Origin of the sequence: Paenibacillus sp. FSL R5-0713, assembly GCF_037973325.1 — a bacterium.
GTDB lineage: Bacteria > Bacillota > Bacilli > Paenibacillales > Paenibacillaceae > Paenibacillus.
Genome location: NZ_CP150229.1, coordinates 1,389,801 through 1,408,445, shown reverse-complemented (window position 1 = coordinate 1,408,445; position 18,645 = coordinate 1,389,801). Strand labels below are relative to the sequence as shown.

The window sequence follows — 18,645 nt, the reverse complement described above, 5'->3', positions numbered from 1 at the left end:
TCAGCTTCGCTTTTTCAGGTTTCTTCTGTCCTCTCTGTTATCGTGTAAATGTAGTTCAACTTATCTATCCTGGTTAATAAATAAAGCGTTTACTTCTATAACATGATGGAATTGCTCCACATATGCCCGTTTTGACCCGGAATGAAAAGTTTAGCCTATTCGAAGCTTGCCCACGTCACGGATGGATACTTCCAGTGGATAGATCTGTGCTTTTTGCGTAGAGAAAAACCACGTCCGCTCCTTCTTCACCACAATAAATAAACCATTTACATCTCCTACAGGAGCAAAGGTTTCACTAACCTCCCCCCAGCGCGTGAGTCCCATCTGCTGAAGCTCATTCACCGTAGACAGAACATCATCCGACACCAATCCAACCTCACATACCTGTACGATGTCTTTCGCAGAGAAGTTATGATCTCTCTCGTTCTGAATACGATGATGAGCAATCAGCTCGATAATATTACCTGCCGGATCTTCGAAATAGAGAGAATGAGAGTTCCAATTCGTAGAGTACGTCTCATCCCGCTCCCCTTCCTTGCTTAAAACAACACGGGATGCAGCCCACTGTTTCGCTTCTTTGAATCGATTCGTCGGCATCATCCAGGCCACATGATAGAAGGGCTCATGATCCGTCTCACACTGTTTGAATATCATCCTGGTCGATCCAACCTGAAGGTGGAAGGCCTGATCCGTCGCGTTGGACACCTCCATGCCTAACGTAACACTATAAAAATGCTTGAGCTCCTCCAGCCGAGTTGTGTATAACTGTAATTCTTCGATGATCATACGCTTCGCCCCTGCATCTTCTCCCACTCACTCCATGGCACCATGCCAAGTTCAGGCTTCGCTTCATCCGGGAGCATGGCGATGAATTCAAGCGAATGACCATCCGGGTCGTTAAAATATACAGATACCGCAGGCATCCAGCCAAAGACGTACAGTTCACCGATATCATCATCCAGGAAGTTGCGTGTCTTGATCCCTTTATTCTCCAAGTGAGCCACCGCATGTTTCATATCCTCTAGAGATACTTGAAAAGCAAAGTGCTGACGCTGCACCTTGGAAGGTTCCTTTTGCCACAATCCCAGCATGGCATTGCCTTTTCCACCTATCCAGTAGAAGGAGTTTCCGCGTTCTTTCTGCCCATAGGCATGAGGTAAACCCAAGACCGTTTCATAGAAATGATGGGATCTCTCCAGATCCGTCACGTTTAGATGTGTTTCAAATATGCCTGTAATCATGATGCTCAACCTCTTTTCCATTTTCGCCTTTTCTTCATTCTTTCTTAACTCGTGGATGCATTCCGCGCATTCGTTAACGTCTGGGCCAGATTCAAAAACGATCCAATAACCCGCTGCACCCGGTCCTCTATATCCTGACTGCCTTCGTATTCTTCATATCCGTCAAATGTCGCTTCGAATCGTCTGCGCTGTGCACCCCCAATGGAGATCCACTCTTGTGCATTAATGCCATGCAGATTACGGACAATCGCTTGCAGTTGTAAAAGCGAACTTACCCCCACTGCTCCGCCGGAGGAGCTAATGGACAAGACGGGTTTGCCGCTGAAATGAGCCTGACTCAGGTGATCCAGTGCATTTTTGAGCACACCGCTAATACTGCCGTGATACTCCGGTGTAGACAGGATGATTGCGTCCGCAGCGAGCATTCGCGTGTTCAGGTCTGCCAGATGTTCGTGATCCGCTTGTTTCTCATCTGGTGCGTAGAATGGGAGCGGTGACTTATACAGGTCAAACAGGCTAGCCTGATGTCCTTGACCCAGAATAATCTCCACCGCATACTCTCCCAGACGTGTACTGGTTGCATTATTCCGATTGCTGCCTGCCAAAATAACAATATTCATTCATGTCACTCTCCTTGGTTTTTGGGTTCAAACGCTAACGTTCCTTCAACCGATCCGTCTTTGACTATCCTTATCTTACCTTTTTTCCGCATTCAATTCGTCAGCAGATAGACTTAACTTGAATACCAAAAAAACTCAACCTTTAGGTTGAGTTTATACGACTTAAGTATGAAGATATGTCGGAAATGGTCAGACGACCCAGCCATTTCTTAACGCATGAAGAGCCGCTTGTGTCCGATCCGCCAACCCCAGTTTGTCGAGCAGATGACTGACATGGGTTTTGACCGTTTTTTCGGTAATGACCAATTGAACCGCAATTTCCTTGTTGCTCAGCCCTTGAGCAATCAATCCCAAGACCTCTTGTTCACGGCGAGTGAGCATATCCGGACCGCCAGGAGATGTTTGCGTTGTTTTCTCCACCTGCTTCAGCTCTGGATGTAGAGTGTCCGCCGACTGATCTGTCGGTATTTGCTTTGATAACTGTTCGCTCATCGACCCATCGGATGAAGCCATCACATGCATCAATTGACCTGCTGCCGCAGGATGTAATTCCACCTGACCCGCATGCACATTACGAATGGCCACAGCCAAGTCCTCTGGTTCAATATCCTTGAGCAGATATCCTTTCACCCCAGCGCGCACAGCAGGAACCACATGATCCTGATCGGAAAACGAGGTGAGCACAATGATTCGGGTTGTTGGCATTAGTGTACGCAGCCGTCTAGCTGTTTCGATTCCGTCCATGACCGGCATATGCAGATCCATTAATACCACGTCGGGTTTTAACGCTTCCGCCTGCGTCAGAGCTTCTTGTCCGTTCGATGCTTCACCAACAACCTCCATGTCTTGCTGTGTGCTCAAAAAAACGTGCAGTCCTCGTCTCACCATCGCATGATCATCTGCGAGCAAAATCGTAATCGGCATCTCTTCTCCCCCCTGACTTTATACGGATTCGAACGGAATCGGAATGACTGCCGTTACTGTTGTTCCCTTGCGGGAAGAACTAACGATCTCCAACCTGCCCCCAAGCGATTCGGCCCGTTCCTTCATAATGGACAGGCCAAGTGAATTTCCAGACGATGTCTTTGGCCTTTGCGCACCGCCTATTCCGTGATCTGCAACGGTGAACACCACTTCATGCTCACTTAACTTGAGACTGACCTCAGCAGAAGGAACATCCGCGTGTTTCCGTATATTATTCAGCGCTTCCTGCCCAATTCGCCATAATGCTTCTTCTATATTACGCGGTAAAGACCGTATTCCCGTCCGATTCATCACCACTTGAAGACCTTGGCTGGTACCGTATTCCTGTAACGCATGGAGTAGCCCTGCTTCCAGTCCTGCAGGACGTAGCTGCATAATTAATGCGCGCATTTCCTTAAGAGCCTCCTGAGACAAAGTCCGAATATCCTTCATCGCTTCCGCTGCCGGGTGGGCCTGTTCGGATGCTGTCAACATACTTTCCGCACCTTTAGCAGTTAACGATAGTGAAAATAGAATCTGATTAACCGAATCATGAAGATCACGTGCCAACCGGTTTCTCTCTTCCAGTCGTGCCAGTTCTCGGCGATTCTCCGCCAGCTTCAGACTCTCCCATGCAGCCGCAATATGCTCAGCCAATGCTTCCAGCACTTCAAGGTCTGCCTGTACAGGACCTGCTGTTCCTATTCCGATCACCAGAACTCCCGTTTCCCCTGGCGTATGATACGGGAGGGAAACAGCCATTCCCGAGGCAATGGAATTCATCGTCTGGTCAGGCTCGCATAGACTAAGTATCTCAGCCGCCTCTATTGCAGACAGAGATGTGGCACGGTGACTATGGATTACCCGGTTCATGTGGTTTGCCGCTTCCGAGGATACCAGCGCACTGGATAATGTTCGAACCTTATCGTCTGCATACACCGCCTGCAAAACGAACATTCCGTTTTTCTGCTGAATGATTGCGGCAAAAGGCCAGTCATAATGCTGTCCAAGCAGCTGTACAACTTTTACAGAAAAGGCATCCGAATTGCTGCATTCGTTCACCGCAAGGCCCAAGGCCGTGCTAAACTCCCCTAGCTTGGCATACAGATCAGCTCGCTGCTGCTCCGCACGATACAATCTCATCCGATCCATCGCACTACCAATCTGGTACGCGACGCCCTGTAACAGTGCCAGTTCACTATCGCTAAAATGTTCCTTGGCTGGCGCAGCCACGTTGAGCAAGCCTAGCATTTTATCACCTGACCGCAGCGGAACGGTCGCATGGTGGGTAATATCGTGGGTATCTCCCCATTGGAATTCCACGGCATCCTCCAACCGTTTACAGTTAATGATGTTGACCGCATGATTCAGACGACCGTCCCTGAAGCGGTTCACACACCAACAAGTACCCGTTCGCATGGGCTCTTTATCTTTACGCAGTAATGCCGGGGGCAGATTGTAATCCGAAACACAGGCATAGTCTCCACGTTCATTAATCAGAAACATCCAGCCTGCTGTTAATCCGGTCAACTCCAGTAATTTGCCGACCACGGTATCCAGCATGAGGTTCAGATCATTGGACGTATTGAGCGTTTCTGCGATTGTCTTCAGCGTGACCATTTCCTGCATTCCGACTTCTTCCGACATGACAGTCTTCTCTCCTTTGGCTAATGCCAACTGTGGTTTGTTCAACTATTGTAACCAATCCACCTTGGATATTAAAGGATCAACTTCTTCAATCGATAACTTAGCCCAGCTTCTGCCGCTCCTTGCGGGACACAGACAACGGCTCCATATTAATTAGTCCTCGATCTGATAGAGCCAGCGCCATTTTGTAGAAAGCACGCGTACGAATCTTCGTATACGTGTCCTTGCTGACAGGCGGATCAAACACATGGTTATACACTTTATAATCAAACACATCATCGTCTTTCAGATATCGTTCGCATACGAGAACACGTTCCTTTTCACTCAGGCGGGACACCACAAAATCAATCGTATCGCAGTATGCCTGACGCGCTCGCTGCACATCCACATTATAGATTGCCGTTCGTGCCGTGGAATCCCCCGTCACATTGGTTGCACCGTGGAAACGCTCCGCATAACTTGCCGTCACCATAACCTCTCGTTCTTCAAATGCAATCGTTTTATAGATTCGATATTTCTCCAGCGCAGCTTCAACAGCCGTTTGCGTTTTGCGTCGGTCCAATTCGGGCAGCATCAATTCCATATTTATCTTCCTCCTTTAACATTAGGTATAGAATGAAAGTCTAGTAGCTTCGCATATTCACTCTGATGACAGAATAACCTTCCGATCGCTGTTATCCCCGGATTTCTTTGATTATATTTTCAAAAGTGGAAATCCAGTGATAAAGGCGAACACTTCGCTTCTCCAGCTTTTTTCTGCCCTCTTCGTTCTTGCGTACCTTAAAATTCATTCTATAAAAGTTAAACCCTCATGCTCTCATCTTTATTAGAGTTATCCAGATCTCTGAAATAATAACGACATTTTTTCAATTTCCCGCTGTTGCCTTTTGGAATCACTCCAAATCGGTATAATCCGGGGAATTCCCTTCTTCAAAGGGTGGTTTCTTAAACTCCAACCTGTGTCAATGTTACATTTTGTTCGTATGGTGTTCGTATTTCTATTTGAGGATACCACTTTCTGGAGATCGGAGTAAACCTTCATTTTGGTTCATTTTGACGATAAAATAAAACCTTCGCTCTCATTTCCTATGCCTTTTGGCATAATTGTTTCATATCCCTTTACCTAATGGTATATATACGTTATAGTACTGTTTAATTAATGAACTTCCGTATAAGTCATTTGATTTTTAATATTAAGAAGATGCCTTTGAAATATGTGTTAATGCACTTACCAAGAGCCAACGTAGTGGAGGAGACGGAATCGATTCTGAAGAAGCAAAGCGTTCGCCTTTAGCAACGGATTTCACCCTTTAGGAAAGGGATACAGGAAATCCGGGGATAACAGCGATCAAAAGAACGATCCGAATCCGGAACGGCGCACCCGCAGAGTTTTAGGGTTGTCGCATTCACCTTTCTTCTTAATATTAATTTCAAGCACTTGTACGAATCGAAGGAGTTGGCATACATGGTGGAGCACGCTTTTGGTCCTTATATGAAACAACTGCGCGAGCAACAGGGATACAGCATCAATCAGCTCGCCGAAGCAGCCGGAATAAGTAACTCACAGATTTCACGTATTGAAAATGGGGTCCGGGGTGTGCCGAAACCAGCAACTATCCGCAAGATTTCAGATGCACTCTCGGTGCCTTATACAGAGATGATGAAACAGGCTGGTTATATCGAACCAGGGAGTGCCACCGAACTTCAGGAAGTACCGGAATGGGCTACATACAAAGACCGTCGTGATTTCAAAAAGATGCTGGAGGACGATGATGATCTGATGTTTGACGGCATTCCACTCGATGAAGATGACAAGAAACGAATTAAGGATGTACTGACAGGTCTGTTCTGGGAAGCCAAACAGATGAACAAACGCAAAAAGACAGACGAATCGGACAATCGCCCATGAGGCACGACGAACTGAATTTAATGAAGCAGCAGGTGAGATCATATGGATGATATCGTAACAAAGCTGATTCGAAAACACCGGACCAACTGCCCTTTCAGCATTGCCCGCGCGGTTGGAATACAGATTCGTTTCACCAATTTGGGGAAATCCACCAAGGGGCTGTACTTCCGCAAGCTCCGGCGCAGGTTTATCGTCATACACAATGATTTGCCGCCGGAATGGCAACGGTTCGTGTGCGCCCATGAGCTTGGCCATGACCGGCTTCATAAAGGGATTAATCGATTCTTTCTGGAGGAACATTCCTATTTTGCTCCAGGCAAGCTGGAAAGACAGGCTAACCGTTTTGCCATTCAGTTACTAACCTCCGGGGTAATGCCTGAACCGGATGAATCTTTGGAGAAATTTTGTTTACGTACCGGACTGCCGCGTGAAGTGCAGCATTTTTTTTACACCATTTAAGAACATACGTTCTTTGCGGAGATTATTTTTACCAGTACCAATTTAAACATGTCACTTTCAGGTTACTTATTTTTACGTGATTCGCGAGATTTCCTAATAATAGTCTGTTAAAATACTATTTGAGCTATGTAAACGCTCTAGTAGATTATTATTTGGGGAGGTATCGGATTCATATGAAAATCTGGAAGAATTACGTTTCACTTCTGCTAACGGTCTGTTTGCTGTTTGGCAGTGTAGGTATTGCCGCGGCTGCAACGGACACCACTCCGGGCACAGGCAAACACATTACCATTCTACATACGAATGATACGCATGCCCGTGCAGTTGAATCTTCACCTGCCATGGGTTTTGCCAAAGTAGCTGGAATCGCTGACAAATATCGCAGTGAAAACCCGAACACACTCCTACTGGATGCCGGAGATGCTGTACATGGTACAACTTTTGCCACTCTCGTAAATGGTGAAAGCATCGTAAAAGTCATGAATGAAATGGGATACCAGGCCATCGTACCGGGTAACCACGAATTCAACTATGGTTCGGATCGCCTGATTGAACTGGCAGACATGATGAACTTCCCCATGCTGAGTGCCAACGTGAAGAAAAAAGACGGAACACGACTCTTTGATCCTTACCTCATCAAAGAGGTGGATGGCGTGAAGATCGGTATCATCGCTTTGACTACACCGGAAACGTTGTACAAAACGAATCCGAAAAACGTAGAAGGTCTTGATATTACAGATCCATCTGCGGAAGCCAAAGTTCTGGTAAACGAAATTCGCAGCAAAGTAGATGTTGTTGTTGTCTTGGGACACCTTGGACAAGACGCATCCAGCACGGATACTAGTTTCAAAGTCGTTAAAGAAGTTCCTGGCATCGATGTATTCATTGATGGTCACAGCCACACTGTACTGCAAGATGGTCTTGTATCCGATAATGGAACATTGATTGCAAGTGCAGGGGAATACACCAATTATGTGGGTGTCATCGATCTGTGGGTAGACGGTGGTAAAGTAACGAAGAAACAAGCAACTCTAATTGATGAAACGGAAGCAAAAGACATCAAACCGAATGAGAAAGTTGCAACTCTCGTAAACTCCATTCAAAAAGAACAAGAACCGATTTTGAAAGAAGAAGTAGCCAATACAGCTATACTGCTGGATGGTAAACGTGAACAAGTACGTGCAGGTGAAACTAACCTGGGTGACCTGCTTGCAGATGCCATTCGTGATGTAAGCAATGCCGATATCGCCCTGACTAACGGTGGGGGTATCCGTGCTTCCATTGAGCAAGGTGTCGTAACCAAAGGTGATATCATCACAGTGCTCCCTTTTGGTAATCAAGTGGTAACTCTTGAAGTGAAGGGGTCCGATATCCTGGCAGCCCTTGAAGTCGGCGTAGCCTCCTATCCGGAACCAAGCGGTGGATTCCCACAAGTATCTGGAATCAAGTTCAAAATCGACGCTTCCGCTGCTGAAGGTAGCCGTGTACATTCCGTGACTGTTGGTGATAAAGCCCTTGATCCGGAAGCCACATACACGCTGGCAACCAATGATTTCACAGCTGTTGGTGGTGACGAATACACCATGTTTGCCAAATACCCAACAACAGGTATGTATGGCGCGCTGGACGAAGCATTGATTAATTACATGCAGAAGCTTGGCGCAGTTAACATCAAAACAGATGGTCGGATCAGTGAAGCGAAAAAACCTGCAGTAGAGCCGGAAACTCCGGCAACAGAAACACCAGCTCCAACCAAGCCACAACCAGAAACACCAAAACCGGAAAAACCGGTTAAACCAACACCAAGCAAACCAGCTCCAGCCAAACTGCATGTTGTGAAATCTGGAGATTCCCTGTACTCTATCTCCAAACAATACGGGACAACTTGGCAGGCATTGCAAAAGCTGAACAATATCAAAAATCCACACTGGATTTATCCAGGTCAACAATTGAAATTGCCTGCAGCTTCTTAAGCTCAGCAAAGTGCGTATAGGCGTGATCGCTGATATGGTTCAATTACATCACGAATCTATCTTGCCATAACAAAAAGGGAGTCCCTCAAGCCAGATTACTGGTTAAGGGACTCCCTTTTGTATTCCATTTTTTAATATCTGTTGTTAAACATCCACCCATATCAGTTATGTTGAACATTTCCCGTGGACATATCCTGCTGATCTTGGCAATCATTTGAAGTAAAAATAAATCCCTGCATGGACTTTACGGACCAAGTTTATCACGTGCCTTCGATACCGAACTATATAAAAATTCTCCAAAATTACTGTATTCATGCGGTTATTATACATTTGATTTCGACATCTCTGTCTTCTCAGAATTGCATACTTGCACATCAATCCGCCCTGAGCATGATGATCTCGAATTCCTTAATCATAAAACCATTTGTATACTGAATACAATGATCCCCATTTAGTTATTTCGTCTGATACAACAACTACAATCTCGCCTATTTATATGTCTATAGCCCTCTTTTTCATACTCGAATTGGAATTTTGGCAATCAAAATGATCGACCGCATGATATTCGGTACTACTATATGAGCTTATATCATTAGCCCAATAGATCTAGGAAGTGAGTTGTTCCTTCACATAACACACGGCTTCCTGGGCCGTTAACGAGATTCGCTTCGATTCACCTGATGCTGCAAGGGCGTGTGATCCCAGTTCAACCTGTCCTTCTGCTGCTCCTCGGCCAATCACGATCTGTACAGGCAATCCGATAAGCTCCGCATCCTTGAATTTCACACCTGGTCGTTCATCCCGGTCATCGACTAATACAGTGAAACCACCCTCGACCAGTTGTTGTTCCAGTTCCAGCGTGAGTTGACGCTGCTGCTCATCCTTCCAGCTTACCGAAATCAGATGCACATCATATGGCGCCACAGTCGCAGGCCAACGTATGCCTTCATCTCCTGCATACTGTTCAGCTATCGCAGCCATCAGACGGGATACGCCAATGCCGTAACACCCCATGACTGGCGCGCACTGGCGACCATTACGATCCAGGAATGAAGCACCCATGGCATCACTATATTTCGTTCCCAATTTGAAAATGTGTCCAACCTCAATGCCTTTGGTAAAACCAAGTGGTGAGCCACATGTTGGACAAGCATCCCCTTCAGCAGCAAAACGGATTCGTTCTACTCGCTCCAATGCAAAATCAATGCCTGGGCGTACACCGGAAATATGCATATCCACTTCATTGGCTCCTGTGATTGCACTCTTCATCACTGCCACGTCAGCGTCCACCACCATCGGCAGATTCAGTCCAATCGGACCCAGAAAACCGACCTTCAGACTCGGATGTGCTGCAATGGCTGCATCGTCTGCAAGGATCAGTTCCTCTGCACCCAACACCTGCTTCAATGCGATATCATTCAGTTCATGATCTCCACGTACAAGGGCAGCAACGAGCCGACCGTCTGCCAGATAAAGTAGTGTTTTGATCATATGATTAGCAGCTTCGCCCACAAAGGCGCTTAACTCTGCAATCGTACGAACGTCAGGTGTCGAGATGCGTACTACGCTTTCCGCTCCTGAATGTTCATCCGCTTGAAGAGCGGAGTCTGCACTCGCAGAGTCGACTGGAACTTCCAAGCTTCCTTCTTTTTTCTCCGTATCTTCTGAAGTCTGATAATCAGCTTTCTCCAGATTTGCGGCATATCCACAATGTTTGCAGGTGACAATCGTGTCCTCACCCACATCAGCAAGAGCCATGAACTCGTGTGTCTCCCCCTGACCGCCAATCGTTCCTGCGTCCGCCTCGACACGGATATAGTCCAGACCACAACGTTCCAAAATGCGACTGTAAGCTGTATTCATCGCCTGATAGGTACGATCAAGTTCTTCCCAATCGGAAGCAAAGGAGTACGCATCTTTCATGATAAATTCACGACCGCGCAGCAATCCAAATCGAGGACGGCGTTCATCCCGGAACTTGGTTCCGATCTGGTACAGCGTGAATGGAAGCTTACGATACGAGTTCACCTCATCCCGCGCTAACGCAGTTACCACTTCTTCATGTGTTGGTCCAAGAGCAAACTCCCTTGCATGACGATCCTTTAGACGCATTAATTCAGGACCATACTGGGTGTACCTTCCGGACTCTTCCCACAGTTCGGCTGGCTGCATAATCGGCAGTAATACTTCCTGACAACCGGCACGATCCATCTCTTCTCGAACGATCCGTTCAACGTTCAACAATATACGGCGTCCAAGAGGCAGGTAACTGTAGATTCCTGCTGCCAATTGGCGAATCATACCGGAGCGCAGTAACCAGCGATGTCCTGCCGCATCTGCCTCCGCTGGCGCTTCACGTAATGTTGGAACAAACATTTCACTTTGACGCATCTGGACCACTCCCAATCTTCTTTTTTTATTATCAAAATACGGCGTGTAAACAGCAAAAAGACACATCCGTCAAGGGACGAATGTGTCGTGGTACCACCCTTGTTTAACTGCATATTCATCCGTTCGCAACCTATGCGATCTGTAAAATGCAGTCCTACGGGGCATAACGGGCCCTGCCGGCGGATGTTGCAACCCTGAATGAGTATTCTCTTCCGCAGCTCGCGAGGTAGGAATTACGAAGCAGCTACAGGAACCTTACACCATACTGTCCCCTCTCTGTTGAAGCTGGCTTGCACAATCATGTCCTCGTTATAACGCTGTTATCATTTTTGACCACATTAGTTCATTTACAAGTAATTGTCAACCAACTTAACCAAATACAACTCCTGAATAATACTCCACTACATCACGGATGAGCATAAACGCATCCCCATTGGTAAGATTGTTCTTGTCAGCAATGCCAGCAAGTGTGTCGTCACTTATAAAGTTTTGCGTTTGCAATTGAGCAAGTGCATCTTCAAGTGAAGTTTCAGCTTCTGCAGATCCCATTGCCAGACATAACATATACGCAGCCTGATCCAACGTTAAAGGTAGACTTGAGGCATTCTCCATAGTGGCCAGAGCTTGATCGGCACTGCCGGTGTAGGCTTCTGGGAACATCGACTGCATTCTTTTCAATTTACTTAAAAATCGTTCCGGATTCATTCCTTTATCCAGTTCCCAACCATCGTTATTATAATTGCCTGAAGTCATATACATACTCGCGGCAGCCAGCAATCCCTTGTAATCCTTATGTTCCATATACTTAGGCTGTTCGAAATGATGTACCTTTAGATCCATACCCTGTTTTTCCAGCATTTTGCGTAATTCAGATGCTCGCTCTTCAGAAGCTGAGAGTTCTCGGAAGGACTCCTGATGGACGTAGGCCAGTTTGACCGCCGCTCCTGCCGCTTCTCCCTCTGCCATTCCCAGCGGTACAACTCTCGCACTACCATGTGGGATTGTATCATAACTTGCTGCACGTCCGACGACAAGCATACCATCCACCTTTAGCGGAACAAGAGAACGAAAAGGTACACCATATTGAATCGGACTTAACATAATAGTGCCGGCATTTCCAACACTCGTGCTCTGAATATCAATATCGTATGAACCGTATCCAATGGCATCCCAATGATCACGATTTTCCATGACATCCGCTAAAGTTAATCGATACTCGCCATAGATGTGACGTGACTCCCTCACATAAAGCTCATTCGCTGTCCCAGCATATTGCAGCCCTGCGAATTCATCATAATTTTTCTTCAGAAAATCAACAATTCGTGGGGCTTCTTTATTCCCGATCTCCAAACCTTCTTTCACAGATATGGGATCTAACGGGTCTACCCCAAAGATCTGCATCGTGTTAACCAAGATTGTATCATCATTTTGTCTTCCAATATTCAGACTACGAATCTTAATATGTTGTGGATTGGAGGATTCATATTTTCGAGCATCACCGTACCCCCAAGCACTCATCTTATCAACCCCGGTTCCCTCTCTTTCCCTAAACTTTTGCCATACCTCATCTGTAACACCGCTTAGCTTGAATACGAGCGTAGAGACCATTTTGGATTTACCATCTCCAATATCTTGTCTACCGATGGAGTATGGAACTCCTGCAGCGGCTGCAATATCCGCATCTTGCGTCGCATCAATAATGGAGCGGGTTGATATCTGAACCGTTGTTCCGTCTTCTTTCGTTATGCTCATCCCCGTTATTGTCGTGTGATCTCCCGTAGATTGTTCAGTAAGAGGAACTAATTCCTTCGCGTTCATCAACAGATCAATATTAGGTTCAGAACGAACCATACGATAGAAAACGTTAGCTGCTGTATGGGTATCAAAAGAACTGCCCTCGATCTGGTCAAACCATTCCTGGAAAATGCCCTTGTTCAAAAAATCAGGCTGTCGCAAACTACTCAATAACTGCGGTTGTTCAGGGGAATAATTTAGATCCAGCGTATTAAGGCCTCCCTCGGTTAACAATCCGCCCAACATGTTTCGATCTCTTGCTTCCACTAGCAATACACGCATTCCATTACGAGCAGCTGATAAAGCAGCGGTAATGCCCTCAGGATCCGTTCCAGCTACAATTACGTCATAGGAATCTTTCAAGGTTATTGCAGATTCTACGTTCTCCAGAGGCTGCCATACATAATTATTATTAAATTTATAATTCTTGTTCCAAATATAAAATGCACCATAAGCAGCGCTCATTAACACAACAAACACACTAGCTGTAATTGCTGTTATTTTCATTTTTCTGCTAATCAAAGAAACAAACCTCCATATGTACTGTAAATTCAATAATACGAACTCGTGAAGCAGTTTTCCTATGCTATACCAACAACCGACTAATTTCTCTCCTTTCCTGCATGAATAGGCATAAATAACAAAAAAACTTCCCAACATTTCAAACTGTGTTAGGAAGTTTTGATAATAATTCTACTTTTATGTCGCCATAAATACAGACCAATATATAGGAAAGCCCCTAACTCCACTCATTATAACGACCACTTTTTGCGAAGTAAAGACTTACCAAAACCGGAAATGCATCTGTTAGATAATTAAACATTCAAACAGTTCGTTCATCCTGATTACAATGAATTCTCTGGCGATGGCTGACATGGAAGCATGTTCCCTGTAATATAGAGAAATAGAAATCTACCACAGGTATTAATCGATAAAGGAGCTTGTCCTATGCCATATATCATATATGATCTTGAATTCACGGTAAGCCGCAATACTCGCTATTCTTCTGAAATCATTGATATCGGCGCCGTCAAAGTTACGGAAAGTGCGGATGGATTGGCCGTTACGGACACGTTCCATACGTATGTTCGTCCTTCCAACAAATCCGTTCTGTCCACTGACACGATTCAGTTTACAGGCATCACACAGAAAGATATTGATGCAGCCCCACTTTTTCCGGCAGCATTGAATCAATTCATTGCCTGGATGGGAAGTGACCCCTATTACATGTGTTCCTGGGGACCCGACGACCGCAGCAAACTGATCTCTCATTGTCGTACCCATCAACTGGATGTGGCCTGGATCACCAATCATAACGATCTCCAGCAACAATGGTCGCGCACCGTTCGCAAAGAAGGCAAGTTCCGTCAACTCGGTCTCGCTCAGGCTCTTGAAATCTGTGGCATTGAATTCGATGGTACCCAGCACCGCGCATTGGATGATGCCATCAATACAGCCAAGGTATTCATGCATCAATTCGACCGATTCACGCTGGAAAATAACTGTGCAGCCGATGATGAAGGCATTGCATCCAAGGTTGTCTATTCCAGCTCTACAGAAGATGAAGAGAAAGAATCTCCGTTTGGCAACCTGGCAAACCTGTTCAAATCCAAAGAGTAGCTCTCCACAGCACGGTGCCTAATCGTGTGTTGCGATAGAATAGGAGCCTTCTAATCTCAACTTCTATTGTACATTTGCTGCCAATAATTCAGGCGTTCTTTCATCTTGATGCGGCATATCTCTGGTTCGAGGATCTCCGCATCAGGTCCATATTTGGATATCCATACGAGAAACTCCTCAACGTCACTTAATATGGCTTCAAATAACAGGCTACCTTCCGGTTCTATGGTTAAGATGGGGCGTATATAGAATTGTTCCTGCATTACACGCTCCACAGCATGGGGTGCAAATCGAATTTTGAACGCAGTCCACTCCGTACTTCCCTCATATGCCCAAGGAATGCGGAAGTGTGATTGTATGAGATAGTCCTCTTTTCGAAACGTACGCGGCAAGATCCGTATCCTTAGCAGCCGGCTCACCTGAAATATTCGAAGTTTCTCCGACATATGACAATACCCTAACAGCTCAAATCTGTATTCTTGCGGGATAAGACAGTAAGGATCTATGCGTACAATTCCTTTTTTTCCTTGAGACAGATACTCCGCTTCAATAGTGTTCTGTGAGATTCCTGCCTGAAGCAGTGTAATCAGGGATTGGTTCTGTGAATCATTATTTTCATGTTGCCATACGGGCAATCCCACTTTGAATAATCCACTTATTTGCTCCGACCATTCCACACGTTCTGTTTTGTTTTTCTGACTCGAAGCAACCACTTTCTCATACGCGCTCTCAAAAGCAGGTTTCAGCAAAGGACGAATATTCTCCATAACTTCAGCAAGATGCATGAAAGCTTGGGCTTCTTCATCAGACCAATTAAGCGGATACATGGCAAAATGGCTGATAAACATGTACCCTTGTCCGTGTCCCATATTGGCGATCGGGATATGCATTGCACTGAGGGCCTCCATGTCGCGGTATATCGTCCTTTCCGTCGTCTCGCATCGCTGGGCAAGCTCACGCGCCAGAATGCCTGGCTTGGCTTGTACCAGCGTGATAATGCGCATTAATCGGATTAGTCGGTCTGTCATTTTGCCGGACCCTCCACGATGTTGTTTCAATAAATTTGATACAACTCCATCCATAGTTTAATATGATATTGATACATACATTCGACCTTCTCCTAAACTTCACCTTCAAAACATATGTAGACTCGTTCTCTCTATACCGTAACCATCTGAAATCAACCCTATTCGCCTAATATCTTTTGTTCACGGTCATGATATCCGGTTGTAAACGTGATTTCATAATGACAACGCAGCTTCTCAACGATCTCGGCTTCTGTGTAATAATCCAGATCCTGCTTGCGTGCGGCTTCAATTAACAGCGCATCTGCATGACGACGCAACATATGACTCCCCTCTTGAACCCGGCCCCTTTCATAGGCACGTAAGGCTTGCTTGATCAACGGTACAGTTTCACTTAACTTAATGGTTTTTTCCACCTTCGGATCTTCCGGCTGTCTCAGCATGCCGAGATGACTGGTGTACTGAATATACAACTGCTCTCTTCGTAACAATACGCGTTGACTTTGCTTCAACTTCCTTGTGCTCCAGTAGGCTGAACATACCGCTGCTTTTCCGGATACCCGGGGTCCCATGACGAATTCAAGCAAAATTTGTTTGCTCTCCCCTTTGTATACATCACCAAGCCTGAGTAACCAACCAATATCTGTTTCTTTGGAGCGACATCCATAGATGCCTTTGAGCTGCACCCCATATTCCGGTTTGAGCAAAAGTTCCAAATCTCTTGATACAATTTTGGGTGCTATTTTCCTAAGTCTTTTGGCAGGGGCACCGTTACGCCACTCTACCATCATATATACGGGGTCGGCTCCCCCTGTCGGTATGGCCTCTTTATTCCACGAATAAGATACTTCAAAGACTGAGTTCACTGGTAGTCTCTCCCCCGATTTATGTGTATTATCTTCTAAGTTATCAGGGTGAATGGACACTATATTGTCACGGAACACATGTTCCCATTAAATTTTTCCAATATATTATTTTCTCATCCCCAAATCCGCCTGAATACGACAATAAACGACGAAAAAGCCTGGCACTATGCCAAGCTTTTCAATCCTTTATCTATGACAAGTCCCAAATTAAACTGTAGGATGATCAATTCCCATTTTGTGTAAGTATTGTGCACCATCTGCTTGGGTTACCGGAGCATAGGTGACACTGTCAATGACCAGCTTACGCCCTACTGGCTCTCCGTTAACAGTGATCATAATTGTTTTGGTTGATGTGTTCTGATCTGTCGTATACATATGTTTCTACTCCTTCATGTTCGCGATCTTATATTCAATCGGATATATTGGTATCGTTCATTAAATTGCGTATTTGTGAATAGCATGCACCCGGAACTGAAGTAAAAGTTCTGTTAAAACGGTCCGGTGTGCTTGCCTATCGTTCTATTACCCCACAGATTTATATGCTAAACAGCCCTGTTCCTAAATCATTTTAAATATTTCGGGTAATAAAACGATATCATCTTGAACCCATCGTCCCGATTTTGACGTATAATGTAAGAGCCGTATTTCAACAATAGACGACGATTTCGGCGATTGCTCGATCTAACCGAAGAAAGAGGTGTTAACGATGCCAAAATCCATTCAGGGTTATTTCATTCGGGTGTTATTCACCACATGCATTCTATTTACCGTTTCGATCGCTTCGACAGCAAATGCAGCCAGTGCCAATATTTTTACGGATATATATAGCGGCTGGGAGCGAGTCTCCGAATTGCCTGGAGAAGTGAACGCTCTGCAGGAAAGTTACAAACAAACCATGGAGCAATTGAATCAAACATCCGCTCAGCTGGGACAAGCTCAGGCCAATGTCGAAGCATTTAAGACCCAGAACGAACAGCTACTGGCTCAGAACCAGAAACTTACTGAAATGGTAAGCAAATTGCAAGATGACCAGAATGCCAGAGCGGCTGCCAGCAAACGAATTCAGACGATGATCATCACTGTCGTTTCTCTCATATTGGGTTATTTTGTTCTGATTCGTGTGATGCGTTGGGGAATGCGTCGCCGTTCAGGCCGAGTATAAAAGACAGGAGCAACTGCATGAACATACACCTGAACCATGCTGAAGCAGGCGGAACTGGACAAGTCGTCACATTTTCACTGATTAAAGATGACCGCCTTCATATTCTGCATCCACAGCAAATAGTGGCCTTCCGCGGTCCAAGTGGGAGCCGCAATGATAAATTCATGAATATTACAGGCATATATCGCAAGAAAAAGCTGATTAAATCTGAAATTACCGGACCTTGCCAATTTGTGGCTGCCCTGCCTCCCGGATTCACCATGAAGGAAGTGGAGCTCACGGAGGACAGTGATCTGCTCTATGATTTCCGCCACCTGTTCTTCTACTCGGATGGTGTAACGATGCATACCAAAATCCAAAAAATCAAAAACATGCTGATCACCCGTGATGCAGTGAAAATGAAATTTTCCGGCAAAGGTAAAATCGGATTGCTCACTCAAGGCCAGGTCTGCCAACAGGAACTTCACCCAACAGCACCGCTGTATGTGGATGCCGGTAGCATCATTGCCTATCCCGAGAATGCACATCTGGAACTCACGGTATATGGTAACAACCTTGCCAGTCAGCATATGAATTATCATTGGAAGATGACAGGACATGGATCTGTACTCTTTCAGGCTGGACGTGAGAATCGTCGGTTGGAACAGGATCTCAACGATGAGGGTCTGTTCAAACGAATTCTGAAAGAAGTGATCCCTTTCGGGAATGTACTGATTAAATAAACATATCAAACAGACTGTCACTAGATAAAGCCGACCGATTAACTGCCACTGTGCTCCAGTGGGGTGGTCACCACGCGGTTTCATGTTATAATGATTCAGACAATTGAAGAAGAAAATCCGTGCCGATGGCATGGGAGAGGTTCGCGAACTCCCTCTATAAGACTTGACCTTGTGATGGTCAGTATAAGTCTTGCGTACACGTTACTTAACGTAATGTACGTAAAAAACTAAGGACACTTGCTCATGGCTGCTT

Annotated in this window: 17 protein-coding genes; 6 read left to right on the top strand and 11 right to left on the bottom strand. The window is 45.6% G+C overall.

Translation table 11 applies throughout. The features are described 5' to 3' along the window. Positions 1-150 precede the first annotated feature (150 nt). The 6 genes from MKZ12_RS06165 to MKZ12_RS06140 all read right to left on the bottom strand — a co-directional run bounded on the left by MKZ12_RS06165 (position 151) and on the right by MKZ12_RS06140 (position 5,054). Entirely contained in the window at positions 151-786 is a 636-nt protein-coding gene (locus MKZ12_RS06165) for a VOC family protein (RefSeq protein WP_339259361.1), read from the bottom strand. Continuing rightward, entirely contained in the window at positions 783-1,241 is a 459-nt protein-coding gene (locus MKZ12_RS06160; protein WP_339259359.1) for a VOC family protein, read from the bottom strand. The genes MKZ12_RS06165 and MKZ12_RS06160 overlap by 4 nt, the downstream gene beginning before the upstream one ends. 44 nt (positions 1,242-1,285) lie before the next feature. Next, positions 1,286-1,861, bottom strand: a complete 576-nt coding sequence (locus tag MKZ12_RS06155; protein ID WP_339259357.1) for an NAD(P)H-dependent oxidoreductase — start codon at positions 1,859-1,861, stop codon at positions 1,286-1,288. A gap of 189 nt (positions 1,862-2,050) precedes the next feature. Next, complete coding sequence (locus MKZ12_RS06150) at positions 2,051-2,785, bottom strand: response regulator transcription factor (RefSeq protein ID WP_339259355.1); 735 nt, start codon at positions 2,783-2,785, stop codon at positions 2,051-2,053. A gap of 18 nt (positions 2,786-2,803) precedes the next feature. Then, positions 2,804-4,471, bottom strand: coding sequence for a GAF domain-containing sensor histidine kinase (locus tag MKZ12_RS06145; protein ID WP_339259353.1), 1,668 nt, complete (start codon positions 4,469-4,471; stop codon positions 2,804-2,806). A gap of 100 nt (positions 4,472-4,571) precedes the next feature. Then, a complete protein-coding gene (locus MKZ12_RS06140; protein WP_017690187.1) occupies positions 4,572-5,054 on the bottom strand; it encodes an ArpU family phage packaging/lysis transcriptional regulator in 483 nt (160 codons plus the stop codon). 882 nt (positions 5,055-5,936) lie between these two features. Here MKZ12_RS06140 and MKZ12_RS06135 point away from each other — a divergent pair. From MKZ12_RS06135 to MKZ12_RS06125, 3 genes are all read left to right on the top strand, one after another. Next, complete coding sequence (locus tag MKZ12_RS06135) at positions 5,937-6,380, top strand: helix-turn-helix domain-containing protein (protein ID WP_339240212.1); 444 nt, start codon at positions 5,937-5,939, stop codon at positions 6,378-6,380. Positions 6,381-6,422: 42 nt separating this feature from the next. Continuing rightward, a complete protein-coding gene (locus MKZ12_RS06130; RefSeq protein WP_339240211.1) occupies positions 6,423-6,839 on the top strand; it encodes an ImmA/IrrE family metallo-endopeptidase in 417 nt (138 codons plus the stop codon). Positions 6,840-7,012: 173 nt separating this feature from the next. Continuing rightward, the gene (locus MKZ12_RS06125) at positions 7,013-8,812 is read left to right on the top strand and encodes a 5'-nucleotidase C-terminal domain-containing protein (protein WP_339259351.1); all 1,800 of its coding nucleotides are present in this window, start codon (positions 7,013-7,015) and stop codon (positions 8,810-8,812) included. A gap of 606 nt (positions 8,813-9,418) precedes the next feature. On the opposite strand, the gene MKZ12_RS06120 is transcribed toward MKZ12_RS06125, so the two are convergent. Beyond that, a complete protein-coding gene (locus MKZ12_RS06120) occupies positions 9,419-11,203 on the bottom strand; it encodes a proline--tRNA ligase (RefSeq protein WP_339259349.1) in 1,785 nt (594 codons plus the stop codon). Positions 11,204-11,572: 369 nt separating this feature from the next. Beyond that, positions 11,573-13,519: an FAD-dependent oxidoreductase gene (locus tag MKZ12_RS06115; protein ID WP_339259347.1), complete on the bottom strand. Its 1,947-nt coding sequence runs from the start codon at positions 13,517-13,519 to the stop codon at positions 11,573-11,575. A gap of 426 nt (positions 13,520-13,945) precedes the next feature. On the opposite strand from MKZ12_RS06115, the gene MKZ12_RS06110 reads away from it, so the two are divergent. Then, on the top strand, positions 13,946-14,617 hold the full coding sequence (locus MKZ12_RS06110) for a 3'-5' exonuclease (protein WP_339259345.1): 672 nt from the start codon (positions 13,946-13,948) through the stop codon (positions 14,615-14,617). Between the two features lie 56 nt (positions 14,618-14,673). On the opposite strand, the gene MKZ12_RS06105 is transcribed toward MKZ12_RS06110, so the two are convergent. The 3 genes from MKZ12_RS06105 to MKZ12_RS06095 form a co-directional block, all read right to left on the bottom strand. Further along, a complete protein-coding gene (locus MKZ12_RS06105) occupies positions 14,674-15,645 on the bottom strand; it encodes a WYL domain-containing protein (protein ID WP_339259343.1) in 972 nt (323 codons plus the stop codon). A 158-nt stretch (positions 15,646-15,803) separates the two neighbouring features. Continuing rightward, positions 15,804-16,508: a hypothetical protein gene (locus MKZ12_RS06100; protein ID WP_339240198.1), complete on the bottom strand. Its 705-nt coding sequence runs from the start codon at positions 16,506-16,508 to the stop codon at positions 15,804-15,806. Between the two features lie 207 nt (positions 16,509-16,715). Beyond that, positions 16,716-16,883: a hypothetical protein gene (locus MKZ12_RS06095; protein WP_339259341.1), complete on the bottom strand. Its 168-nt coding sequence runs from the start codon at positions 16,881-16,883 to the stop codon at positions 16,716-16,718. A gap of 331 nt (positions 16,884-17,214) precedes the next feature. Between MKZ12_RS06095 and MKZ12_RS06090 the strand changes: the two genes are divergently transcribed. Continuing rightward, positions 17,215-17,670, top strand: a complete 456-nt coding sequence (locus MKZ12_RS06090) for a hypothetical protein (protein WP_339259339.1) — start codon at positions 17,215-17,217, stop codon at positions 17,668-17,670. Between the two features lie 17 nt (positions 17,671-17,687). Continuing rightward, a complete protein-coding gene (locus tag MKZ12_RS06085) occupies positions 17,688-18,392 on the top strand; it encodes an AIM24 family protein (protein ID WP_339259337.1) in 705 nt (234 codons plus the stop codon). Positions 18,393-18,645 lie beyond the last annotated feature (253 nt).